General features: G+C 44.2%; 15 protein-coding genes. 4 read left to right on the forward strand and 11 right to left on the reverse strand.

All coding sequences use genetic code 11. From position 1 onward, the window contains the following. Nucleotides 1-2 precede the first annotated feature (2 nt). The 4 genes from pyrR to QUA23_RS16915 form a co-directional block, all read right to left on the reverse strand. Nucleotides 3-536: a bifunctional pyr operon transcriptional regulator/uracil phosphoribosyltransferase PyrR gene (gene pyrR, locus QUA23_RS16900; RefSeq protein ID WP_333041191.1), complete on the reverse strand. Its 534-nt coding sequence runs from the start codon at nt 534-536 to the stop codon at nt 3-5. A 269-nt stretch (nt 537-805) separates the two neighbouring features. Further along, the gene (gene cbiB, locus QUA23_RS16905; RefSeq protein WP_333077296.1) at nt 806-1,885 is read right to left on the reverse strand and encodes an adenosylcobinamide-phosphate synthase CbiB; all 1,080 of its coding nucleotides are present in this window, start codon (nt 1,883-1,885) and stop codon (nt 806-808) included. A gap of 108 nt (nt 1,886-1,993) precedes the next feature. Continuing rightward, nucleotides 1,994-2,395, reverse strand: a complete 402-nt coding sequence (locus QUA23_RS16910) for a GFA family protein (protein ID WP_333077294.1) — start codon at nt 2,393-2,395, stop codon at nt 1,994-1,996. A 37-nt stretch (nt 2,396-2,432) separates the two neighbouring features. Continuing rightward, entirely contained in the window at nt 2,433-2,876 is a 444-nt protein-coding gene (locus tag QUA23_RS16915; RefSeq protein WP_333077293.1) for an Rrf2 family transcriptional regulator, read from the reverse strand. Nucleotides 2,877-3,141: 265 nt separating this feature from the next. Between QUA23_RS16915 and QUA23_RS16920 the strand changes: the two genes are divergently transcribed. Both QUA23_RS16920 and QUA23_RS16925 read left to right on the forward strand, forming a co-directional pair. Further along, nucleotides 3,142-3,531 (forward strand): AbrB family transcriptional regulator, encoded by a 390-nt coding sequence (locus QUA23_RS16920; protein WP_015179394.1) that lies wholly within the window; start codon nt 3,142-3,144, stop codon nt 3,529-3,531. A gap of 674 nt (nt 3,532-4,205) precedes the next feature. Beyond that, nucleotides 4,206-7,871 (forward strand): PAS domain S-box protein, encoded by a 3,666-nt coding sequence (locus QUA23_RS16925; RefSeq protein WP_333077292.1) that lies wholly within the window; start codon nt 4,206-4,208, stop codon nt 7,869-7,871. Nucleotides 7,872-8,422: 551 nt separating this feature from the next. Here the strand turns inward: QUA23_RS16925 and QUA23_RS16930 are convergent. Continuing rightward, a complete protein-coding gene (locus QUA23_RS16930; protein WP_333077291.1) occupies nt 8,423-9,526 on the reverse strand; it encodes a site-2 protease family protein in 1,104 nt (367 codons plus the stop codon). 450 nt (nt 9,527-9,976) lie between these two features. Between QUA23_RS16930 and QUA23_RS16935 the strand changes: the two genes are divergently transcribed. Continuing rightward, a complete protein-coding gene (locus QUA23_RS16935; RefSeq protein ID WP_333077290.1) occupies nt 9,977-11,050 on the forward strand; it encodes a DUF3616 domain-containing protein in 1,074 nt (357 codons plus the stop codon). A gap of 140 nt (nt 11,051-11,190) precedes the next feature. On the opposite strand, the gene QUA23_RS16940 is transcribed toward QUA23_RS16935, so the two are convergent. Further along, nucleotides 11,191-12,828, reverse strand: coding sequence for an AAA family ATPase (locus tag QUA23_RS16940; RefSeq protein ID WP_333077289.1), 1,638 nt, complete (start codon nt 12,826-12,828; stop codon nt 11,191-11,193). Nucleotides 12,829-13,015: 187 nt separating this feature from the next. Continuing rightward, nucleotides 13,016-13,300, reverse strand: coding sequence for a DUF2470 domain-containing protein (locus tag QUA23_RS16945; RefSeq protein WP_333077288.1), 285 nt, complete (start codon nt 13,298-13,300; stop codon nt 13,016-13,018). A 304-nt stretch (nt 13,301-13,604) separates the two neighbouring features. Between QUA23_RS16945 and QUA23_RS16950 the strand changes: the two genes are divergently transcribed. Next, complete coding sequence (locus QUA23_RS16950) at nt 13,605-13,823, forward strand: transcriptional regulator (protein WP_333077286.1); 219 nt, start codon at nt 13,605-13,607, stop codon at nt 13,821-13,823. A 305-nt stretch (nt 13,824-14,128) separates the two neighbouring features. Here the strand turns inward: QUA23_RS16950 and QUA23_RS16955 are convergent, their stop codons facing one another. From QUA23_RS16955 to QUA23_RS16970, 4 genes are all read right to left on the reverse strand, one after another. Further along, nucleotides 14,129-16,291, reverse strand: a complete 2,163-nt coding sequence (locus QUA23_RS16955; protein ID WP_333077285.1) for a flotillin family protein — start codon at nt 16,289-16,291, stop codon at nt 14,129-14,131. A 142-nt stretch (nt 16,292-16,433) separates the two neighbouring features. Continuing rightward, entirely contained in the window at nt 16,434-17,063 is a 630-nt protein-coding gene (locus QUA23_RS16960; protein WP_333077337.1) for a response regulator transcription factor, read from the reverse strand. An 84-nt stretch (nt 17,064-17,147) separates the two neighbouring features. Further along, on the reverse strand, nt 17,148-18,179 hold the full coding sequence (locus QUA23_RS16965) for a response regulator (protein WP_333077284.1): 1,032 nt from the start codon (nt 18,177-18,179) through the stop codon (nt 17,148-17,150). Further along, nucleotides 18,176-24,586, reverse strand: coding sequence for an AAA family ATPase (locus QUA23_RS16970; RefSeq protein WP_333077283.1), 6,411 nt, complete (start codon nt 24,584-24,586; stop codon nt 18,176-18,178). Before QUA23_RS16970 ends, QUA23_RS16965 begins: the two co-directional genes overlap by 4 nt. Nucleotides 24,587-24,782 lie beyond the last annotated feature (196 nt).

The raw sequence follows: 24,782 nt of genomic DNA on the forward strand, positions 1-24,782 counted from the left end.
TATTACCCCTTAATTAACTCCACTCCGTCGCGCCCGTCGATCTCTTGAACGTAAACCTTAACTTGTTCTTCCTTTGCAGTCGGCAACTTTTTACCCGTAAAATCTGGCTGAATCGGTACTTCTCGGTGGCCGCGATCGACTAATACCGCTAACCAAATTTTCTCCGGCCGCCCGTAATCGTTGACCGCATTCAAAGCCGCTCTACTCGTTCTGCCTTTATATATAACGTCATCTACCAACACCACAGTTTTGCCCGTCAAATCGAAAGGAATTTCTGTTTTAGCCGGTGTCCGCATCGCCACTCGATCCAAGTCATCTCGGTAAAAGGTAATATCCAAAGCGCCCACGGGTACTTTGACTTGTTCGAGAACTTCAATTTGATCGGCCAAAATTTGAGCTAAAGGCACTCCTCTACTATGAATCCCCAACAACACTAACTCCGAGGGGTTCCCTGATTTTTCGACAATTTGGGAAGCGACGCGGGTGAGAGTGCGCCTCACTTCATCAGGGGATAAAATTTGGATAATTTTAGTCATGGGTTGCTGCGAGCTAATTGTTGGCTGTTGGCATATCGAACAATTTGAGATTTGAGATTTGAGATTTGAGATTATTGACTTGACAGATGAATCTGGGGGTTTGAACTCAAGTCAAAACTTTTTTTGCTGCTGTCGGTGGCGGATCTCTGTCTTCTGCAGGACTTACCCCGAACGGATGAAAAGCAGATGCTGCGATTGCTTAGCCGAGGACGAACAATCACAGAAATAAGTTATTTATGCCTCCTGGACTGTTCGGCTGAGGTCATCAGTTAGCGGCTCAAACCTAATAAGGTATAAAAAAGCAATGATAGTCCCAACCAAATCAGAAAGCAATACCGAGTTAATTGCAATGCTTGGCAAATTAGCGGCGCTGTGATAGGGTGAACCGGCTCGCCTAACAGCGGTTTGTGTTTGAGAACTCCGCGATAGGAATTAGTACCTCCTAGTTGCACTCCCAAGATGGCGGCGTAAACGCACTCGCTCCAACCGGAATTGGGGCTGGCATCTTTAACAGCATCTCTCTGACAAATCTGCCAAATGTAAATCGGTTTGCCTGATATAAGGGCTAAAGTAATCACTGTTAGCCGGCAAGGAATCCACGTCAGCACGTCTTCTAGTTTGGCGCTAAACCATCCTAAATCTGTGTATGGCGCTTCTTTGTAGCCGATCGTAGAATCTAATGTGCTGGCTGCTTTGTAAGCGATCGCCAAGGGGACTATAGCACTCGCCCACATCGAGTTAGGATCGATCGGCGAACCGGTAACACTTAATAATAGATGCGGCAGAGCGAACCCAAGTAAGGCATAAAATAGCGGTGCTGTCACGCCATCGACTGCATTCTCTGTTACAGTTTCTAACAATGCTCGGAGAATTTCTGGCTCGGATAAGTTTTCGGTATCCCTGCCGACGTAAAGGCTCAACCTTTCTCGCGCCTTGACTAAATCTCCAACATTTAAAGGTCCTAGCACGTCCTCCGCAGCGGCCCTCAAACTTCGACCTGCAAAACAGCTTGCCAGCAAAATGGTCTGTATGGCAATACCTAAAAGAGGATGCACCCAACTAGCAGCTTGGACGATCGACCAACTGACAGTATAACTGCCTACAATCAGCCCGATCGCTAGTATTGTACCAGCACATCGTAGCAGCAGTTTGTGCTGCTCGCCAGCGGGACGATCGCCAGCAGGAGGCATTTTGTCTGCGGGATTATTCCATATATTAAAGACAAGTCGAGTATAGCGGTCGATCGCCCAACCCATCGCCTGCACGGGATGCGGCCAACCCCAAGGATCGCCGATCGAATAATCCAACACCGCAGCTAAAATCAAAACAGGAAATTCATGCGGCATCATTATATATTTTGTCAAACTTGATAGTCCGTCCGACCAGGAGCGAGCGTCCGGGTAGCGCAGGTTTTAAGTGCTGCTACCTTTGGGCACTTTAATTTTTTAGCAGCAATTTTAACTGCTGAGATTACTTTCGTCGCGGAGCAAGTGTACGTTCTCCTCCCAATTAACACCGTCAAAGGGTAGAATCTCAAAGTGTTTGATGGCATCGCCGTCAAGACAGCGGACGTTGACATCGAATTGATCGGGATGCGATCGGGGGCGATAGAACGAGTGAATGCCGCAAATTCCGCAGAAAGTATGTTGAGCAGTTCCTGTATTAAATGTATAGGTGGTCAAAACATCTTGGCCACTGAGCAAGGTAAAACGTTCCGGCGGCACAATGAGGTGCAAAAATCCCTTCTTTTTGCAGATAGAGCAGTTGCAATCTGATGCTTCGTGTTTGTCAACGGCGACACGGAAGCGGACAGCTCCGCAGTGACAGCCGCCAAAGTAAGTAACAAGTGTTGCGTCCATGTGTGATTGCTGGCGATCGAATGAATGAACTTACCATTTAAATGATAAAGCTAGTTTCTTCCCCAAGAGCCGCTTGCCAACTGCGGACATCATAGTATAAGTCTTCGAGGGAAATACTGTACAGCGCTTCGGCAAGTTTTTTGTGCAATCGGTTCCACAAACTGAATGTTACCCAGTCCTCTGCTTGCGTCGCATCTGGAAAATGTCGAGGTAAAGGTTCAATAGTTTCACCTACAGCCTCTAAGATTTGTCCTAAAGAGATTTGAGCTGGCTGGCGGGCTAATTGATATCCTCCTTGGGAACCCCGAACAGATTGGACTAAACCGGCTCGTCGCATTTCAATCAGCAATTTTTCTAGATACGGAGCAGGTAACTCCTGTCGCTTCGCTATCGATTTCACCGATGTCGGGCCGTAGCGAGGTTGCAAACTTAGATCCAGTAATGCTTTGACACTGTAGTGTCCGCGTGTGGTTAACTTCATGAGATTTTAAGAGCGGGGCAAATATTCAGCTAGCTGATAGCTGATAGCTTATGCTACCGAGTTTAGAGATTGCTCGCACCGGCTGCAGCTACTCCTCAAGAAAGACACCAGGTTGTTAAAAATATTTAGATAATAGTGGTTAACAATTGAGCCGATCGGTGTAATATGGTTTTACGACCAGCTATAAAGCTAAAGTTTCTTGGTCAAACCAAAAACCAACCGAGAAAAAATCCGTACACCAGTTGAATATTTCAGGACTCAGTAAATGGCTAAAAAGAAAAATATCGAACCCCTTGAAGGCGAAGATCTGATCAAAAAGGTCAAAGACCTAGAGAACCTTACCAAGGAAGAAAAAGCTAGAGCCTGTGGCTACTACACCGTTACTAAGAACGGCGTAGAACGGGTCAACATGATGAAATTCCTGAATGCGCTGATTGATGCAGAAGGCATTCAGCTAGACGGGAAGCAAAACGGCAATGGACGCGGCGGACGCTCTGCCAGCTATCGGATTAGCGTTCAATCTAACGGCAACTTACTGATTGGAGCTGCCTACACCAAACAGATGGAACTCCAGCCGGGAGATGAATTTGAAATCTCTCTGGGACGCAAACACATTCACCTGCGCCAAATCGATAGAGAAGAAGAAGAATCCTAGGCTTTTACGACTTGCTTTGACTTCTTGCTTGAACTGGTTGGTTTGGCTTCAAGCATTGACTGCAAGCAGAGAATTGGCTCGGAAATCTTTCTGTGAGCCTAAAACAGTATGCCTTCTATAGATGGCAATGGCTGGACAAAAGCCACTGCCACTACTTTATATTTTCCGAGAATACCTATTCTCGCCCCTCGCTATATCCGTGTGGACAAGCGGGGGATTTTCCGCGTACCTGTTAAAGAGAAGTTCTGCCACCAATTGTGTACGGGGTTTAACGGATGTAATTGATGGATGTTCTGCCGCCAATTGTGTACGGGATTTAACGGATGTAATTGATGAACTGAAGAGGTTTGAAGGAAGAATTAGGTTTGGTTGAGCTAGGAAATCCACCAAAGCAAGAAAATGGCTGAGGTATTCTCAGCTAACAGTGCGTCATACCAGTTGAAAAAAAGAATGCAACTGTAGCCAAGCTCGAAAGCACGAGCTTAATCATTAATTCCCAATTATTTAACCTAAAATTTAAAATCTAAAATCTAAAATTGTATAAGTCTCGTGCTTGCTCCTGATTTATGTCTGTGTGGGAGGGGTTTTGGGGTCAAGGAAACACCTCGATCGCCCGTAAGTGAAATTACAGGCTGGAACAGTTAAAGTGTTAGGGAGCAATTAGTCATCAGCCTATGCCGTTGCCCCGATTCGCCAGTAAAACTTCTCAACACCAAACAAAAATCTCCCTGCGCCACCTTCTAGTGGCCTCTTTTGTGCTGCAAATCGTCGCAGCAGTCGGGATTGTCGGGTATCTGTCATTTCGCAACGGAGACAAAGCAGTCGAAGACCTCGCCCAGAACTTGATCGCGGAGACGGGAAAGAGAGTGGAAGAAAAGCTGATTTCTTTTTTTGAACATACCCAGTGGGTAAATCAACTTAACGCTGAAGCGATCGAGCGCGGTGAATTAAATTTACAGTTAGAAAAGCCGCAGCCTCGGGGAGAGAAGTTCCTGTGGCTGCAAATGCGATCGTTTAAAAGCATTCAATGGATATCCTTCGGTGCTGAAAAATCAGGAGAATATCTCGGCATTTGGCGCAACCCCACGGATAACAGCTTGCAAATTGTCGTGGCGAACAAGTCTAGCAAGTCTCAGAACATATACTATGCTACAGATGGCCTAGGAACTCGCACCGCTAAATTAAAGGTAGAACCCGGAGTCTACGATGCCCGCCTCCGGCCCTGGTACAAAGAAGCTGTCGCAGCTAACAAGCCGATTTGGACAAGCATTTATCAAGGTTTTACTCCTGGGACTGTTTTTATTGCTGCCAGCCAACCGATTCGCGATCGAAAGGGTAAATTGCTGGGAGTTAGTGCAGTAAACTTTTCGCTCTTGGAACTTCAGCAATATCTCCATCGCATCAAGTTTAGCAAAACAGGACAAATTTTCGCGATCGAACGATCGGGCTTGCTGGTTGCCAGTTCTAGTCAAGAATCACCCTTTAGAAAGATGCCAAGAAAGCAGCAAATGCAGCGGCTGAATGTTTTAGACAGCCAAACTCCTGTCATTCGCACCGCAGCTAAATATTTGTACCAACACTTCGGGGACTTTGGGGACATTAAGCAGCCGCAGCAACTCAAATTTAGTCGAGACGGGCAAGAATATTTTGTGGAAGTGCTGCCGTTTTCTGATGTTTACGGTTTGAACTGGCTGATTGCGATCGCAGTTCCCGAATCCGATTTCATGGGGCAAATTAACAAAAATACGCGCACTACAATTTTACTTTGTGTGGTGGCGCTGCTGATATCGACAATTGCTGGAGTGCTGACAGCTAGGTGGGTAACGCTGCCACTGCTGCGGCTCAACGAAGCAGCTAAAGATATTGCCGCGAGAAAGTTCGATCGCGCTGTTAGTGTCAGTAGGCTGGAGGAAGTCGGCGAATTAGCCGAGTCTTTCAACGAAATGGCAGCTCAACTGAAACAGTCTTTTCAAGCTTTGGCAGAAAGTGAAGAAAAATTTGCCCAACTGGTAGAAAATTTGCCCGTTGGAGTCTCGGCGATCAATCCGCGCGGCGCAGTTATTTTCATGAATTCGGCGGGAGAGCAGATATTGGGCAGGGGAGAAATGCCCGATGCTACCGCACAAGAGCTACCACAAGCTTATCAAATTTATATAGCAGGCACTAATCAACTCTACCCGGTTGAGCAAATGCCGTTTGTGCGGGCGTTGAGTGGCTTGGAGGTGATTGCTGAAGATATGGATATTCGCCGAGACGGGAAAAATATTCGTTTGGAAGTGCGAGCGCTGCCGGTGTTTGACGGTGCGGGGAATATCCTATATGTTCTTAATGTTTTTAAAGATATTACGGCTCGCAAACACGCAGAGCAAATATTGGCTGACTACAACCGTACTCTGGAAATTGAAGTAGTCGATCGCACGATCGAGCTAGCCTCTATCAATGCCCGTTTGCAGCTCGAAATTGAGGAGCGCAAGCAAGCTGAAAAAATTATCCGTCAAGAGCGCGACTTTAACTTAAAGATTATCGAAAATTCTCCGATTTTTTTTGTGGCGATCGACTCTGAGGGTAAAATCCTGCTGGCGAATAACTGTATGCTGGAAGCGGTGGGCTATACTGCCACAGAAGTTGCCGGCAAAGATTACTTAGCTACATTTGTACCCCCAAGCGATCGAGCCGGATTACATTCGATTTTTACGGGCGTAACAGCGCGGGAGCAAACGGTTAACGAACATCGCATTCTCACTTCGGACGATCGAACTTTGTTAGTCGAGTGGTACGGCACACCGGTGCTCGACGAAGGTGGCAGCCTGGATTTCTTGTTTGGATTTGGGATTGATATTGGCGATCGCAAACAAGCACAGTTAGCGTTGCAAAAAAGCGAAGCTCTGTTTCACAAATTAGCGAACACTGTTCCCGGAGAACTTTACATATTTGTGCAGCATCCCGACGGCTCAGTCAAGATGGAATATATCAGTCCTCTATGCCGAGAAATTCAAGAATTAGAGCCGGAGGAAATCCAGAACAACTCTGCTTTACTCTACGAACAAATACACCCGGACGATCGCTCCAGTTACTTCGAGGCACTTGTCAAAAGTGCCACTGATCTAGAACCATTTTCCCACGAGTGGCGGATTGTGACAGCATCGGGAAAACTAAAATGGCTGCAAGGTTATTCTCGACCAGAATTGCGCGAGAATGGAGATATTGTCTGGCACGGCATAATCATTGATACGAGCGATCGCAAACAAGCAGAACAAGAACTCCAACAAGCCAAAGAAGCCGCAGAAGCTGCCAACAAAACTAAAAGCCTTTTTCTCGCCAACATGAGCCACGAATTGCGAACCCCCCTCAACGCCATTCTCGGCTTCGCTCAGTTAATGGAACCAAGCGCTAATTTAACTTTGCCGGAAAAAGAAAATATCAAAATTATTCGCCGCAGCGGAGAGCACCTGCTTCAAGTGATCAATCAAGTCTTAGACTTATCTAAAATTGAAGCTGGGCGCATGAAACTCAACGCCAAACTTTTTGACTTGTACCGCTTGCTGGAGGACGTGCAAAATATGTTTCAGATTCCGGCGACAAATAAAGGATTGCAATTAATTATTGACTGCTCTCCCGATGTTCCCCAATACGTGCAAACTGATGATGTCAAGTTGCGACAAGTGCTGATTAATCTCTTAGATAATGCGGTTAAATTTACCCAATCTGGTTCTGTTTCAATCACAGTATGGCAAAATGAATCAGGAATAATTAACCCTACAAAAAACGATTGTTTAAATATTGGGGAACATCAAGAAATAGTTTTTATGGGCTTTGAAATAGCCGATACAGGAGTTGGGATTTCCCCGGAAAACTTAGAAAACATATTTGAATTATTGGTGCAAACTTCATCAGAAAAGAAAGTTCAAACAGGTACGGGTTTAGGATTAAACATCAGCCGCGAGTTCATAAGATTAATGGGGGGCGACATTACTGTCGAGAGCGAAGTGGGACACGGTACAGTCTTCAAGTTTGACATTCAAGTTGTTACCGCAGCGCGTGCTGGTGAAGTCATCAATAAATATGTTGAAGTCAATGATTTACCGCAAATTTCAAGTATGGTACAAGAAAAAATATCTGATAGTGCTGCCATATTTACGCTGGACTCCAAGCCGAAAGTTCCCCCAGAATGGACGAGCAATCTAAAACAGGCAGTCCGTGAGGCTGACTTCGACTTGATTGCCAGAACTATTGAGGGAATCGGCAGCGATAATGATGTTTTTGCGGAAGTTCTGATGAATCATCTATATAATTTTGATTATCAAAAAATTATAGATTTGATTAATGAAATTGAGCGGTAGGGTGTGCCGAAGATTAACTTATACAGCCTTTCTGAGTAACAGTACGGTACGGTTGAGAATGGTCAGGTAATCAGTAGACAAGAGTGCCTAAATTTTGGATTAATAGACAAACCGCAGATTAAGGCAGATGAACAAAGATTAACGCTGATAATTTCAAGATATGCAGGGTATTTGCAATAGATATGGAATTGCTCACCTGCGTACCTCACGAAAGTTGAGAAAGACTATATAATAATTACCATTCTTGATGGGGAGCTTAATAATTTAGTCAGTCCTAGACGCAACTGGTACCTTAAAAATCTTTAACTATTGTGACAGTTGCGTCCAGGAGTATTTGTGTTTGAATGTGACTTTTTTGAAGCTATTGTTGACCCCCCCGATCGCCCTTTTGGTAAGGGGAAATCGAGGGGGTTAACTGTTATTATGATTGTCGATTGTCGATTGTCGATTGAAGAATGGGGAATGACTGAGAACTACCAGAGTTTGAAGCACGGGGCTACAGTTGCATTTTTTTGGGGAAACTGGTGTTATTGGTCAAGTATCTGAGAAGATCAAGCAGGGTTTGCTTCGGCTCGTCTTTGTAGCAGGCGGGCAATTTCAGCTTTTTCTACAAGTCCGACGAGGACACCATTTTCGCGAATGACGGGGAGTTCTTGTACTTTGAGTTGTTCCAGAAGGGTGACGACTTCGAGGAGGGATAATTCTGGTTTGACTGTTGTGGAAAATTCGATCGGCTTCAGGAGTTCTTTGACGAAAACTTGGGGCCAAGTTCCGGTAGGAATGGTTTTGAGGTCATCAAGGTCGATCGCACCTACCAATTGTCCGGCATCATCTGTTGCCAGGAATCTGCGCCAGGTTTGAGTGCTACCGATCACGTAGTTGTTGGCAAATTCTCTGAGGGACAAGTCTTGGGAGACGATCGGACTTTCGGGGGTCACAGCATCTGCCGCTGTCAGGCCTGCCAGTTGATTTTGGACTGTGGCATATTGGGCAGATTGACCGGCGTTTTGCAGTAAGAACCAACCGATTACTAGATTCCAAATATTGCCGAAGATGCCTGTAGCAATGGCAATCCAACCAATTATTTGACCGACGCGGCTAGCAAAAATTACACCTTTGTAAGGGTTGCCAGTAATTTTCCAGACGATCGCTTTGAGGATGTTGCCGCCGTCGAGGGGCAAACCGGGAATTAAGTTAAATAAGGCTAGAACTAAGTTGATGGAAGCTAAAAGTCCGACGATGGCGGCTGCGGGACCTGTGAGACCAGCACCGATGCCGATCGCTGTTAACAAACCGGATAACAATAAGCTGACCAACGGGCCTGCAATGGCTACCCAAAATGCTTCTGCGGGGGTTTTAGATTCTCTTTCTAAATTAGCCAGTCCGCCAAACAGAAATAGCGAAATTGATTTCACGCCAATGCCCTGTTTGATGGCTACCCAACTGTGTCCTAATTCGTGGGCTAAGACCGAAGCAAATAACAGTAACGCTGTCAATAATCCCAGCATCCAGGGCGCTACGGGGCCCAATGTAGGAAACAGGGCAGCTAATGCACCGCCGTATTGCCAGGTTACTAAACCCAGAACTAAAAACCAAGATGCGTTGACAAAGAAGGGAATCCCAAACAGGTTGCCGACGCGAAATGTACCGTTCATAATGGCTACCTCTGATTTTACGAAGGAGAGGTTTTTCTCTCTGTCTCCTTATCGTAACGAAACGTAACGGCGATGTTAATGTTTCAATTAGGGTGTTATCCGTCTGTCGAGGTTCGGTTTGCGGAATAATCAACGCCGACTGCGGTTTGACCGCCAGGGGTTAAAAATTCGTATCTCAAAACGGAAGTTATCGCTATGAGGCTTGAGGAGGATATTTGTTTTTGTTTTCTGTTTTAGTTTTCAATGGGTTTTAACTCACCCCCAGAGCACCTGTGTCATGAACAGGCTTTCCGGTCTGTTCTCCAATAGATGAATTTTCTTTCTTGTGGGAGTAGGGGTTGGGCTTCTAGCCTGCCCATAAAAGCATGATTGAGAATGGTGCAACCTATGAGTTTCAAGCAGATTTAGCTATAATGACTTACCCTAAGAATAGTTTAGCTGCTAATAATTATGCCAGAATCTTTTTTGCTCGGTCGACTGCTGCTGCAATTCAACAGCGAAGCGGCTGATATTATTACAGACTTATCGGCTGTTGCTTTAACTCCCGATGGCAATTTGTGGGTGGGTTCCGATGAAACGACTTCGATCGAGCGTTTGTCGCCTGTCGCGCCTCATATTTTTGGAGAACATCAAAGATTTGCGATCGCAGATTTTCTCGATCTACCTGGAAAATCCGAAATCGATATTGAAGGAATGGATTTCAGCAGCAATTATCTTTGGCTCGTCGGTTCTCACAGCACAAAACGCAAAAAAGCTAAAGGCAAAGACGCCGAAAAAGACATTGAAAGATTAGCAACAATCGAGACCGAGGTCAACCGCTACTTGCTGGCGCGCATTCCTATGAAAGACGGGGTTTTGTGCGAGTCAATTTCTCATTCCGACAATCAAAGCGAACAGAAAGTTGGATGCCTTCAGCGGACAAAAACGGGCAATTTGCTGACAGACGCGCTCAAAGATGACAGCCACCTCGGTCTATATTTATCTGTGCCGATTCCGAGTAAAGAAAATGGCTTTGATATTGAAGGGTTGGCGGTGCGCGGAAATCGAATTTTTATTGGTTTGCGGGGGCCGGTGCTGCGGGGTTGGGCGATAATTTTAGAAATAGAAGTTGAAGAGGCAGAACCGGGAGTTTTAAGGCTTAAGGAAATTGGGAAACGAGGGAAATTGTACAACAAACATTTTGTTGATTTGAACGGTTTGGGCGTGCGAGAATTGTGCTGGAACGGGAAAGATTTAATTGTTTTAGCCGGACCGACGATGACTTTATCTGGGGCGACGAGGGTTTTTCGGTTGAAGGAAATTTTAGGGCGATCGGGCGACAGTATTACTGGACAAGATGGGGGAGATTTGGAGGTATTGTTTGACTTGCCTTTTAAGGTGGGTACGGACAATGCTGAGGGGTTGAGCCTGTTTCCCTATTTGGGTGGGCAGAATTCGCTGTTAGTGGTTTACGATTCGCCGGATGCGGGGAGAATGGTTGAGGGAAATTCTATTCTTGCGGATGTTTTTAAATTAGGTTCGTAGTAGTATGGTGCGTCACAACAGAAGATATTTGGGATAATTAATCAGCCATGAAGTAACGCACTATGCGATTAGGAATGTGCGTCAGATGTAATTTTTCCGAGAATTAATTAGACATTAACTGACGCACCCTAGAAATTAAGTTAATTGTCGATCGCATCCCTCCGCCGCTGGCTGTAGCGTTTCAATTCATCAATTAAGTGAGTATCGTTAGATGCTGTTCTCGCGCCCGCTTCCGCCGCCCAGCGCTTCAAATCTTCAATTTGCGATCGCGCGATCGCAGCTAAAGGTACTGTATCCTCGATCGACCTCAAAATATCCTCCGTCATCAAATCCCGGCGCTGTCCGTTTACAAACGTTCCAAACGCCCGATACAATCCATCTATTACAACTTGCTCGATTTCTGCACCGCTAAAATTCTCAGCGCGTTTCGCCAAAACCCCCAAATCAAACTCCCGCAATCTAGTTGGTCGCAAACGCTGCAGATGCACTTTAAAAATATCTTGCCGTTCCGATTCAGAGGGCAAATTCAAAAAGAAAATTTCATCAAACCTGCCTTTTCTCAGCAACTCTGCGGGCAAAATCCTGACGTTATTTGCAGTGGCGACAATAAATACCGGACTGGTTTTTTCCTGCATCCAAGTAATCAAACTGCCGAATACCCGGCGCGAAGTTCCCGAATCCCCGTCGCTACCGCTGATAATGTTGCCGAAGGCTTTATCTATTTCATCGATCCACAAAACGCAAGGTGCGATCGCCTCTGCTAATTGTATCATTTGCCTGACGCGGCTTTCGCTTTCCCCGACCACGCCGCCAAACAATCTCCCAGTATCCAACCGCAACAGCGGCAAACGCCATTCTGAGGCTATTGTTTTCGCAGATAAAGATTTGCCTGTGCCTTGAATTCCTACTAACAAAACGCCTTTCGGATTGGGTATGCCGTAGCGACGCGCTTCGTCAGTAAAAGCATCTTGCCGCATCTTTACCCACTGTTTTAAATTTTCCAAGCCGCCCACACTTTTTAGGGATTCTCTGGAGTTGAAAAACTCCAAAATTCCCGTTTGGCGAATTGCTTGCTGTTTTTCCTCCAAAACTCCGTCAATATCTGACTCGTTAATTTGCTGTTTGGCGGCCAAAGCTTTAGCCAAAACCCGCCCGATTCTAGCGCGACTCAAACCCTGACAAGCTTTAACCAACTGTTCTCTTGCTAAACCGCTAACTTGCAACTGTTGCGGCTTTTCCACAACGTGGGAAATTAAACTGTCGATTTCTTGCACGTTGGGCAAAGGAAAATCAATTACTGTTACTTCTTCTTTCAATTCTTCCGGCAATTCCAGCGTGTGAGAAGTAAGAACTATAGTTTTTTTGCTGCGCTTCAATTCCCGCGTTAAATTCCGCAATTCTCGCACTACCGCCGCGCTTTTTTCGCTATATGGATATTTCAAAACAGGGTGCAAATCCCGCAGTACAAATATGGTATATTCTTCAACAGCAGTTTTGCTGACGCGATCGAGCGCCGCCATTACTGAACCTTTCCCAGAACCGTTATCTTCCCAGCCGCGCACGAGATCCCAGAACAACACCCGGCGGGCGGGAGTTACTTGCAGCGCTACTTGGTCAATTACAGCCTCGACCGGTTCCTCCTCCGCGCTGACAATGTACAGCAGCGAATAGCGGGCGCGAATCATCAAATCTAGTCGCTTTACCAGTGCCTCGAAATGGTTATTTTTACTGCCATTGACGACATCTAATTCTTTGGGGTTTGGGTAATTTTCTGTCATTTTAGTAGATATTTTAGAGTAAAATTAAACTTTATTAAATATTTTTTTTGCAGTACGGACTTTAGTATTTAAAAAAATTAACCTAACTAAAGGTTTTCACTAAGGACTTGAGTCCTTAACAACTATTGAACCCGACTAAAGTCCGTACTGCAAACGTTAAAATTATAACAGAATAGTACGCAATTGACTACTTAGCAACTTTTCGAGCTTGTTTCACCATATCAATGAGAGTGTGGTGAGCATCTTCGGCGTCTTTTAAAGTGCGATCGAAATTTACTCTAACAGGCACTGTTTCGTCGTTGACTTTAGCGGTTAAATCCATGCCGTTGGCATCAATAGCGAGCATTTGAGCTTCAGTTGCCTGCGGTTGGTCGCCAAATGCTTGAGCGTACAGCAATACAGCACTAGCGTGGTCTTCGTTCATGTGAGTGCAGATGCGATCGCTAATCTCAGTGGAAAACTGTTCTGACATGGGGAGATTCCTCAGATGCAATATCGATCGATTGTACTGCGATCGGTACAAAGTTTTCAAGAGCGATGAATTACCTCAAAAGTTATGAGTTATAAATAAATAAATTATATCCGCATCTATCGGCGTTCATCTGCGGTTAAAAACTCAAATTTTTCAACTACAATAATAAAATATTATTTGCTTAATATTACCTATTTACACGAACAACTCTAGCGCTTATATCGAACTACTCAAAACATTTCCTCCCCGACCCATAACTGTTGAGGAGGAATTAATTGCAACTCAAAAAGCGATCGATTCTCTGTTGGACAAAGGCGAACTGACTTCAGACGAACGCGACTATCTCAACGTACTTGGAACTCTGGTTTATGAATACGAGCAAACTTTAGAACCCATACCTGACATTTATGGGATAGAACTGTTAAAAGCTTTGATAGAAGAATTTTCCCTTAGACAAAAAGACCTAGTTCCTATTTTTAAAACCGAGTCTATTGTCTCAGATATCCTTCATGAAAAGCGCTAACTTCCAACAGAACCTATACAAAAACTTGCAGAGTTTTTTAGTGTCTAGTCGGCTGTTTATTTCCACTGCATGCAACACCTAATAACTCGCAATGAATAAAAATGGCTTCTACACAAACATAGAATTTACGGCGGATAGAATTCGCCTCTACACAAACAAAGTCCGCCTTCGCGGACTGAAATAAAAAAGACTAAATTCGCTGTAAGGTGCGAAATGCGCACCCTACAAATTTGGTGTAGTATAAGGTGCGCATTTCGCACCCTACGAATGATGAAATACGAATCATTTAACTTGCCAAAAACTACCTAACTAAAAGATCGATTGTCAAACGGCAATTCATCAAACCGCGAATCAATATCAGCCTCAGAATTCGCAACAGGGGAATTAGCGCGAGATGCCGACGGCTTAACAGAATTCACCTGGGCTACTGATAACTTTGCCGCAGGTTCCGATTTCTGTAGGTTAACTACCGGCAACTCCCCGCCATTTTCTCCGTTTTTGCTCGTTTGATTCCACATCATCATTCCCAGCAAACCATCAACCAAACCGCCGCCGCTACCGTTGCCTGTTACCGCAACATCCGGCACAACTCGCACGTTGCGCTCGCCTATAATTTGCATTAACTGCAAAGCCGTATAACCGGAACCACCCAAAGCCACAACACCCGCGCGATAAGCTTCAGCTTGAGCATTTCCCTTCACCCGAATCGACTCAGCTTCGCCTTGAGCTTGTTTAACCTGAGAATTCGCTTTCAACTCAGAAATCTTCACGCCTTGTTCGGATTTCACCATCTCTTGTTGAATCTCAGCCAGCGCCGTTTCCCGCACCAATTGTTGCCGCTGAGTTTGTGCTAATTGCTGCACCTCATAAGTCTTGCACTGTTCCTCAGCAATTTTGCGATCGGTTTGAGTTTGCATCAACTCTGCAGGCGGCAAAATATCCCCGATTAAAGTATCAATTGCCTGCACGTCGTAGGTACGCAAAGCTGCTTTGATATACTCGGCGGCTTCCGCTTGCCTGCCGCTTCTTGCCGAGAGAAAATCTAATACAGAATAAGCTTGAGCCGAATTGCGGAAATAATTGCCAATTGTTGGCTGCAAAACGTGGTCAACTAAGTTCTGCATGGAACCGACGCGGGAGATGACTTTCGGAGCATCCAAAGCCCCAACGTGAATAATCTGAGCTACTTCTAAATCAAAGGCAAAACCGTCTTGAGAACGCACGGTTAAAGACGAAAGTTTAGAATCGTAGCTGTGCCTTTCTGTTTTGCCCGACCAATTCAATACTATATTAGTAGTAGGCACTAACTCTACTTTCAAAATGCGTGTATTCAGCGGATGTTTCCCAGGATAAAGAGGAGTTACCCAAACCCCTTTATTGCCGACATTTACTAAATTTCCGTGAGTGAAAGCAGCGCCGCTCACATCTTCTGAGGTTTTGCCTACATAAGAAATAACCGCGCCGACATAGCCGATCGGGATTTCCGTCATCGGCACTTGTTCCACCCCGACAAACCAAGGATTTAAATTCCAAGAACCGGAAAGCAAAACCTGTTCCTGCAAACCGCGCCGCCCGCCGCCGCTGATAAATTTCTGCGCGTTTTGGAAGTTGTCGTGATTCGGAATAATCGGTCCTGCAATTTCGCCATCTTGGATCGGAACGCCGTCATAAGTTGTGACAACTCCCACTTTATCGGGAGCAATTTTGTACAGTTTCAACTGTTCCGCTGTCATCCCGTGTTTGGGAGCATTAGCTGCTGTAATTACCGTAAATAATGCCGTATTTATCCGATAGCTGCCGCCCGTCAGAATGCCGAGTTGGCGACCTTTTTCGCCACCGCTTTTAAGAAATTTGCGAGCATCTTGAAAATTGTCGCATTCTGTGATTTTGCCTAGGATGCGCTGGGGCGGAATTGACTCGCCGGCGGCGGCGATAATTAAAGCAATTTCACCTTGGGGCACTACAGTTAGAGACTCTTTGCGAACGTTGTACTGCAAAGGCCAATAACCCCAGTGCCAACCGGGGGGCAAAGTATCAGCTTGATATCCAGCTTCTCCGTTTAAGGCAATTAAATCTCCTGGCGGTAAAGACTTGCCGCCGAAGGTAAACTTTTTACTGACAATTCCGACTTCGCGATCGCCAATTACTACCAATCCGCCAAAAAATAATGGCAGCACCAGAATAATGATCATACCGCCGATCGCGATCGGGATAAATCCGCCCGGATCGAGCTGCATTGTCTGCACGGGAACAGTGCTGCGTAACTGCCCTAGCTGCAAGCTAGAATCAGGTTTTGCTGCTAGCTGAGTCGAGGTTTGATTTGCGGGGGGGATATTGCTAGCGGCTAATACCGGCGAGGGTTTCAAACTGGTTATTGCACTGAGGGCTAAAGACGCCGAAACAGCCGCTGCAAACTGTTTTAAAATGCGGACTTTGACTTGAGACTTGGACAAAAATGAATAAAGCATTTTTTTGATGAGGGCTAATTTGTCCTAGGAATTCCAGCTTAGCCTTACTAAAAAGTTTTTACATAAAACTTAAGGTCTTATTTATCATTATTTGCCGTCATAATAGTCATATTTATCAGTAACAAAAATACAGCTCGTTAAACTACAGGCTGACAATCCCCCGTTTTAATGCGGAAATCGCGGCCTGCGTGCGATCGCTAACTCCCATCTTGCTCAAAATATTGTTGATGTGAAACTTGACGGTGCTTTCGCTGATGTGCAGCATTTCACTAATCTCGTTGTTGCTTTTACCCGCGACTATGAGGCGGATGACTTCTAATTCGCGATCGCTCAATTCAGGCCCACTCAGGCGATCGGCTAACTTAACACCCACTGCCAGCGGAATGTACTTTTTACCTTCAAAAACCGCCCGAATTGCTGCTAAAAGCTCCTCTGGTTCCGCATCCTTCAGCAGATAGCCCTTAGCGCCTGCTTGCAATCCGCGATAGATGTTTTCATCGCCGTCATAAGTCGTCAGCACCACAATCCGGGCGCTGGGAAACTCCGCACAAATCGCAGCAATGGCGGCGACTCCATCCATCACCGGCATCCGCCAATCCATCAGCGTTACATCGGGCTGATGTTGGCGAAACATTGTCACAGCTTCTTCGCCGTTGCTTGCTTGCGCCACAACTTTAATATCTAATTCCTGCTCCAGCAGCGCCACTAAACCTTGCCGCACAATATAATGATCGTCGGCAATTAAAACGCGAATAATATTGGATTGGTTAATCATGTTTCCCCTGTTAATTTTATCAAAAAAACTGAAAATATCACTACCAACTTACTATGTATGGCGTAAAATATGCACCTTACTTTACTGGTGATTAACTGAAACTATAACTTCTGTTCCGTTTCCGGGGCTGCTGTTTACTGTTAGCTGCGCGTTAATGCGATCGGCGCGTTCTCTCATCCCCAATAAACCAAAGCCATTCCTAAAACCTATACTTTCCGTATCAAAGCCCTGTCCGTTGTCTTGCACCCGCAAAAGAAACTTGGATATTTCGTAAACCAACTCAATTTTTATCGCCGTAGCTTTGGCATATTTGAAAGCATTTGTTAATGCTTCCTGCCCGATCCGCAACAGATTATTCTCTACCTCTAACGGTAGGAAATATGCCGTGCCAACCACTTCAAAAATAGTGCGCGTATCAGTATCTGATGACATTTGTTTAGCAATTTGGTTGAGGGCGCTATACAAATCGCCATCTTCTAACAGTTGTGGGCGCAAAGATTTTACGGATCGCCGCGCTTCAGCAAGGCCAGAGCGAGCCAGTTCGCAGACTGTTTTCATGTGTACTTGTGCTTGTTCTGGATTGGCTGATATTACCCGTTCTGCGGCTCCCAAATGTATGATAATACCTGCAAAAGTTTGCGCTAAAGTGTCGTGAATCTCCCGCGCCAGGCGGTTGCGCTCTTCGAGAATATTTTGGTCTATGAGTTGTTTAGACATCCTACTCAGACGCAATTGATTTTCGACGCGAACTAAAACTTCTTGTTGTTGAAAAGGTTTGGTAATGTAGTCTATCCCGCCCACAGAAAATGCTTTTACTTTATCAAATATTTCTTGCAAAGCGCTGATGAAAATTATTGGAATATTTTGAGTTTTGGGAGTAGATTTGAGCTGCTTGCAGACTTCGTAGCCATCCAGGTGAGGCATCATAATATCCAGTAAAATTAAGTCTGGTAAGTTGGTATTGATAAAATTAAGAGCTAATTTCCCACTGGGAGCCAGGTGAACTTTATACCCAGCCGCCGATAGTATCCCGCTTAAAAGTTTTAAGTTCTCAGGACAATCATCAACAACTAAAATACTTTCTTGGCAGGTAAAACTGAGGTTTTTGTTCATGTCTCATCCCTCAATGTGTGTATTAAATTTAGCAACTGTTCGTACTGAAAATTTTTAATGCAAGCTGCGCTTGCCCTAGCTAAGGGCTGATTGATTTCGCGAATTTGACTGATGACTGCTTGCATCTGTTCCACATCGAGGTTGCTAATGGCTTGCTGGAGATTGGCTACTAACTCCGGAGGCAATTCAGAAAAAGCTGTTTTTGTCAATACATTTACTTCATTTTCTGTGAAACTGGGGGCAGCATTTAGTTCTTCAAAAACGAATTGTACCCCGATATGTTTGTGTAGAGCATCAAATATGTTTGCTTCTCTAAATGGTTTGCGAATAAAATCATCGCACCCGGTAGAAAGAACAATGGCTTTCTCTTCCTCAAAACTACTTGATGTTATGGCAACAATTGCTGTTGATTGACTTTCGATACCCCCGCCGCTGTTAACAAGGGGGGAGTTTGATGATGCTTTGGCTTTAATTTGTTTGGTTGCTTCATACCCATCCATCACCGGCATTCGCATATCCATAAAGATTAAGTGCGGTGAATATTGCTCCCACTTTTCTATTGCTTCTCTCCCATTTTTGGCTTCGTAGACTTCAAAACCGATCGCGGAAAGCAGTTTAAGTAGCAGTTGGCGGTTGTCAAAAGCGTCGTCTGCAATGAGAATTCGATAGCGGGGTTGATTGGGCGCGATCGCAATAACTCGTCTGGTTGGCTGTTCCCGTTGGCGATCGGCACTTTCAACTGCATTAACTTTAATCTCAAATTTGAAAATAGTACCGCCTCCCGCACGAGAACTGACTGTCATTTCACCTCCCATTAACTGCACAAAAGAACGTGCGATCGTCAAACCTAATCCAGTTCCTTGTTGCGATTCTTCCCCCGTTTTGGTTTGCACAAAAGCTTCAAAAAGCTTGTCTAATTCACTAGCATCAATTCCCTCTCCCGTATCTTCTATCTCAAAGCAGATTGCCTGAGCAAACTCCTGATTTTTAATCTTTACATAAATGCCGCCTTCTGAGGTGAATTTAATCGCGTTAGAAAGCAGGTTAATCAAAATTTGGCGCAATTTAATTTCATCAGTTCGGACATATTGGGGAACGTCTGACATCCGCTCTACTAATAACTGCAGTCCCTTATTTTCGGCCGGAAGTTGGAACATATCTTCGATGTCATCCAGCAGACGGTGGAGGTCAAAGTTTGTCTGGTTGAGAGTCGTGCGTCCCGCTTCTATTTTCGACAAATCTAATACTTGATTAATCAGTCCGAGCAAATGTTCTCCGCTGCGGGTGATAATACCGAGGTGTTCTTGCTGTTCCTGCAATAGGTTAGAAGAACGATTCAACAGTTGGGAAAAACCCAGAATTGCATTGAGGGGAGTCCGCAATTCGTGGCTCATATTTGCGAGGAATGTACTTTTAGCTCGGTTGGCTTCTTGTGCGGCGTCTTCGGCTCGTTGTCGCTCGATAATTTCCCGCTGGAGTTCGAGAGTGCGATCGCTCACTTGCTGTTCTAAAGTGCGGTTGTAATCAGCTAAAACTTTTTCTGCTTGTTTGCGATCGGTGATATCTTGAAATGTGGCGATCGCATAATTAATCTTGCCAGTTTCATCCACAATTGGAGTGCTAGAAACCTCTAAAGAAACAATCTTATCAGGTCGGTGGAACTCGATATCATCTACTTTGACAGTTTCACCCCCCAAAGAACGCACGATTGGGATTTGTGCGGTGGGATATAACTCGTTAGTTCCCGCTAGATAAAGTTGACAAGCTTCTGCTAGTTTCTCAGTATTTGCTTCGGGTATTGTAGGAATAGCACTTAGTTGATGTGCTGTCTGATTTGCGTAGGTAATTTGTCCGGTGGTGTCATGCACGGCTACCCCGATGGGCATAGCGTCGATAAATTGAGTCAGTCGGTTTTCGCGTTCCTTGACTTCCGCATAGAGTTTAGCATTGGTAAGTGCGATCGCCGCTTGTCCCGATAGCAATTGCAAAACTTCCAGGCGATCGGGCGTAAAAGCTTGTGCGGTCAGGTTATTTTCGAGATAAACAATAGCCGCCAGTTGACCTTGATTCATCAAAGCAGCACACAAAATAGACTTGGGCTGACGAGCTTTGATGTAAGAATCATTCGTAAAGTTGCCTTCATGAGTGGCATCATTTAACACCACATTTTCTTTGGTTCGGGCGACATAATTGATAATTGTTTCTGAAAGTTCCTGGCAATTTTCCACTGGTTCAGATTGCAACACTGTTATCTGTTCATCATTCATTACACCTTCAGCTTCAATCAGCAATTTTCCCTGGGTTTCTAAAATTAAGTACCCTTTTTGAGCGCCGACATTTTCAATCAAAATTTTCATCAATCTGGAGAGTAATTTATCCTGTACAATTTCCCCAGAAATGGCCTCGGAAGCTTTCATGACTGTAGCGATATCCAAGGAAGAACTAGAAGGGCTGCCCGTAGTTGATGTAGTGGTTGAAATGTTTTTCTTTGTAGGTATATCGAGCGTAAATAATTGCGGATATTGGGTTTCTAAATCTTTAACTTTAGCCACGGCACCCCAGAGTTGATAGCAGTAACGAGCTTCCTGCATATAAGCTTTGGCTATTAATTCTTTCCCCCTAAATAAATAGAACTTGCCTGCGAGTTCGTAAGCGAGGGCGGCTTCGTGGATGTACTCGTTTTCTTTGGCGAGGGAAATTGCGCGATCGTAATAGTCGATCGCTTCTACAACTTGCCCCAAAACTCGCGCTTTTTCAGCTTCAACTAGATAAAATTTATGTAAGTAATTCATGGGAGCGTGATGCGCCCATACCTGCATTTTTTCTTGATTAGCACTAACCCGCTTGAGAGCATTTTCTTTTTCAAAATTTGAATAATCAGCAAATACACTTAAATGCGCTAGAGCATCATAAAAATGGAAGATAGGTATAGCTGCCATTCCCATCACACCATCTAAATATGGTTCTGCAACTACTGCATTTTTAGCAGCTTCATGGGACTTTCCAAACAAATAGCACAATATCAACTTGTTTAGATAAAGCAATAAAAGTCCTTGTCTATCGCTCAATTCTAGCTGAAGTGGCTGAAGTGGTAGAAATTTCTCTTCGTTATAAAACTCTCCTATTAGCTGAGTTGGATTGTCAGCCTTACCTAATAAGTTAAAAATAATTTGTAAATACATTGCTAACCAAGTCAAGCAAGTATTGTTTTTTTTATTAATCGGTATTTCATAAAAATAAATTAACTCTTTTCCTAAGTTTTTAAGTTCACATCCTACTGAGTAGGCATTAAAACAATAATCAAAAGTAGAATAACCAATAAAATCTATATTCCCTGTTTCAACAGCGCATAAATAAGCCTCTTTTAAAATTGACAAGCTTCCCTTAAGATGCTTTTTCCAATGCAATATATGATTGCCAAATATATCTAAAACTCCAGCCTTCAGGTATTTGGCATTTAATTTTTCTACTAACCTTAAACCTAATCTTCCATATTTATAGCCACTTTCAATATCTTGTATAGTTGTACACAATATGACTCCGTAACTTGCGTAAGCAAAACTAGACTTAGGAGCATTGCCAAATTTAATAGATAAATCAATCTGTGTTAACACAAGTGGCACTAATAATTCTGGAATACCTATATAGCCGATCCCTATCATTCCTCCCAGAATCGACATAGCTGCTAGAGATTCTGGATCGGTCATTTTGGGCAGGTTAATTAAGTTGTAAGGTTCCGCTTTTATATATATGTTATTTGGAGATTGTGGCCAAACAACTCCTAGCAAATGTAGCACTTTTAATCCAAGGTTAAACCCTTCTTGAAACTTGCTTTTTCTTATGCAATTTTCAAGCTTTAACTCATATATTTGGACTTGATCTAGAACAGTTTTAGCATTTTCTAGGACAAGGTTAGCTAAAGCTTCCATTTGCTCAAAATTCCCCAAACGGTAGGCTACCTGTGCGGCTTCTTGATGTAGTTGCAAGCTGAGGTGGTATTGCAGCAGCCAAGTGTTTCCTGTCAGCAAATTTATCCCTGTTTGCAGATAGTTGAAAGCTGGCTGATAAGCAGTTGATGCTTTAGCCTTTTGACCTGCTATTAGGTTTAATTCTGCAAGTTCATCTTTTTCTTGCTGAGAAGTAATCAACTCTAAGCCGAAATTTAATTGATTAACAATATCAAATATTTTTTCGTCTCGCTTGTCGATGGGAGTATTTTGCAGCAGCAGTTGTCCTATTTGTTTGTGGAAGATCGGCTTATCCTGTTCATCAATCAGGGAACAAGCGGCTTGCTGAATTCTGTCATGAACAAACTTGTATTCTACGGATTGCGTACTGGGGAACTTCCCTGCAATTTCTAATTCCACATCTCCCATATTCCCCAGCAACACGACTAAATTTTCAGCAACGGCTGCGTACAAATCATCCGCCGTTTCTCCCACAGAATTTTCGCAAAGTGAGGCTAATGTTTTCAGATCGAATTGATTGCCAATGCAGGCTGCTATCTTTAACGTTTCCTGCGTCTTCTCTGACTGCTGTTGAATTTTTTCAGCCATCAAATCGACAACATTATCAGTTAATTCCCTCGCTTGAATTTCCTCTAAATCCCATTCCCATCGGCAAGCTATCAAGTCAAATTGTAACAGCCCTTCCGTATAAAGCGAGCGGAGAAATTGATTCATAAAGAAAGGATTGCCGCCTGTTTTGAAAAGCACTAATTCGGCAAAGGAGTTGGCTCTTGCTTCAGGAGAATTCAGGGCATCGGAAATCAGTTGAGTAACAGAGGCTAAATCCAAAGGTGACAGAAAAATGCGATCGACATTTGCCCCTGTTTTGATAATCTCTGCAATCGTTAGCATTAACGGATGAGCCGCAGAAACTTCGTTATCCCGATACGCCCCAATTAAAAACAGTCCCGTTGACGAAGCGCTCATCAGTAGCTGCATCAGTTTCAGAGATGCCCCGTCAGCCCACTGCAAATCATCGATAAATATTGTCAGAGGATGTTCGGGTTGGGTAAAGACTTTAATGAAGTTTTGAAACACAAAATTAAAGCGATTTTCCGCTTCTGCCGCACCCAATTCTGGCGGCGCAGGTTGCTTGCCGATAATTAATTCAATTTCAGGAATTACGTCAATAATGACTTGACCGTTGATTCCCAATGCGTCTAATAATTTTTCCCGCCATTGTTTGAGATTTGCTTCGCTTTCTGCTAACAGTTGTTTGGCTAAATCCTGAAAAGCATTGACAATTGCGATGTAGGGAATGTTGCGCTGGTATTGATCAAATTTACCGGAGATAAAATAACCGCGCTGTTGAGTAATTGGTTTGTATAATTCTTGCACCAAAGCTGATTTCCCGATACCGGAATATCCCGAAATCAACATCATTGAACTTGTGGCTGTGGCATCTTGCCCTTGTCCGCTGACTCGTGCAAAAGCTGTGATCAAGCTATCAATTTCTCGCTCTCTGCCATAAAGTTTTTGTGGAATTTGAAAACGGTTAGAAATATCTTGATTCCCTAGGGTAAAAACTGATATATTGTTATTGCTGTGAATTTGATTTAAACATTCTTCTAAATCGGCTTTTATTCCGATCGCACTTTGATAGCGCTCCTCAGCGTTTTTTGCCATCAACTTCATGACAATATCGGAAATAATTTGCGGAATTTCAGGATTCACCTGAGAGGGAGACAAGGGCTGTTTAGCGAGATGACTGTGTACTAATTCCAGCACATCATGGGTGTCAAAAGGCAGTTGGTATGTCAGCAGTTCGTAAAACGTAGCGCCCAGTGAATAAAAATCTGTGCGGTAATCTAAACTTCGATTCATTCTGCCAGTTTGTTCCGGCGACATATAAGCAAGATTTCCCTCTAAAATGTTGGGATTTTTTATGGTGTAATTCTCCCGCGTCAACTGCGTGGAAATGCCAAAATCGATAATTTTGAGTTCGCCGCTAGCTGGATTGAAGACAATATTTGAAGGGTTAATGTCTTTGTGAATGATGTGGGCGCTGTGAATTTGTTGTAAACTTTCTGTGGTTGCGATCGCAATTCGCAAGAATTCTGCAATACTAAATTTTTGCTGCTGCATCCAAATTTTCAAGGATTCGCCACCAAAATCCTCGACAAACATCACCAGCGTATTTTGATATGGCTGCAAATCATAGGCTTTTATACAGCCACTCAGATTCAGAGATTGTGTGATTTTATACTCTGTGCGATAGCGGGCGAGTTCTTGGGGTGTGGGATAATTTTCTTTAAGGACTTTGAGGATGACGGGAAGACTGTCGGGTTGTCGGAATGCTCGGTAAACCAGGGAGTTTGCGCTTTCGTAGATGAGCTCTGTGACTTCAACGCCAGGAAAAGTGAGCATATTCAGCCTGCGGTCAACTTTGCAGTCGAACATAGCATAAATTTGCTCCTCACACCAGAGGTGCGTGAGCCATCAGTGGATTTTAGATTTTAGATTTTCAGCGCACGGGTTGTCAGAAACCGGGTTTTTTAACGAAATATTTGCTTAAAATCCTGAATCTCGATTAAAATACCCGGTTTTTTTAGGCTTAACGCGCAACTTTTGTAAATTTAACTCAACAGCTTCGAGT

Origin of the sequence: Microcoleus sp. Pol1C5 (assembly GCF_036701115.1) — a bacterium.
GTDB lineage: Bacteria > Cyanobacteriota > Cyanobacteriia > Cyanobacteriales > Microcoleaceae > Microcoleus.

Bases quoted from the DNA above. Each gene is read 5' to 3' on its own strand.
- QUA23_RS16935 (WP_333077290.1), top strand. From the start codon at position 9,977: ATGCCAGAATCTTTTTTGCTCGGTCGACTGCTGCTGCAATTCAACAGC.
- QUA23_RS16925 (WP_333077292.1), top strand. From the start codon at position 4,206: ATGCCGTTGCCCCGATTCGCCAGTAAAACTTCTCAACACCAAACAAAA.
- QUA23_RS16965 (WP_333077284.1), bottom strand. From the start codon at position 18,179: ATGAACAAAAACCTCAGTTTTACCTGCCAAGAAAGTATTTTAGTTGTT.
- QUA23_RS16945 (WP_333077288.1), bottom strand. From the start codon at position 13,300: ATGTCAGAACAGTTTTCCACTGAGATTAGCGATCGCATCTGCACTCAC.
- QUA23_RS16955 (WP_333077285.1), bottom strand. From the start codon at position 16,291: ATGCTTTATTCATTTTTGTCCAAGTCTCAAGTCAAAGTCCGCATTTTA.
- QUA23_RS16915 (WP_333077293.1), bottom strand. From the start codon at position 2,876: ATGAAGTTAACCACACGCGGACACTACAGTGTCAAAGCATTACTGGAT.
- QUA23_RS16970 (WP_333077283.1), bottom strand. From the start codon at position 24,586: ATGTTCGACTGCAAAGTTGACCGCAGGCTGAATATGCTCACTTTTCCT.
- QUA23_RS16940 (WP_333077289.1), bottom strand. From the start codon at position 12,828: ATGACAGAAAATTACCCAAACCCCAAAGAATTAGATGTCGTCAATGGC.
- QUA23_RS16920 (WP_015179394.1), top strand. From the start codon at position 3,142: ATGGCTAAAAAGAAAAATATCGAACCCCTTGAAGGCGAAGATCTGATC.
- cbiB (WP_333077296.1), bottom strand. From the start codon at position 1,885: ATGATGCCGCATGAATTTCCTGTTTTGATTTTAGCTGCGGTGTTGGAT.
- QUA23_RS16910 (WP_333077294.1), bottom strand. From the start codon at position 2,395: ATGGACGCAACACTTGTTACTTACTTTGGCGGCTGTCACTGCGGAGCT.
- QUA23_RS16930 (WP_333077291.1), bottom strand. From the start codon at position 9,526: ATGAACGGTACATTTCGCGTCGGCAACCTGTTTGGGATTCCCTTCTTT.
- pyrR (WP_333041191.1), bottom strand. From the start codon at position 536: ATGACTAAAATTATCCAAATTTTATCCCCTGATGAAGTGAGGCGCACT.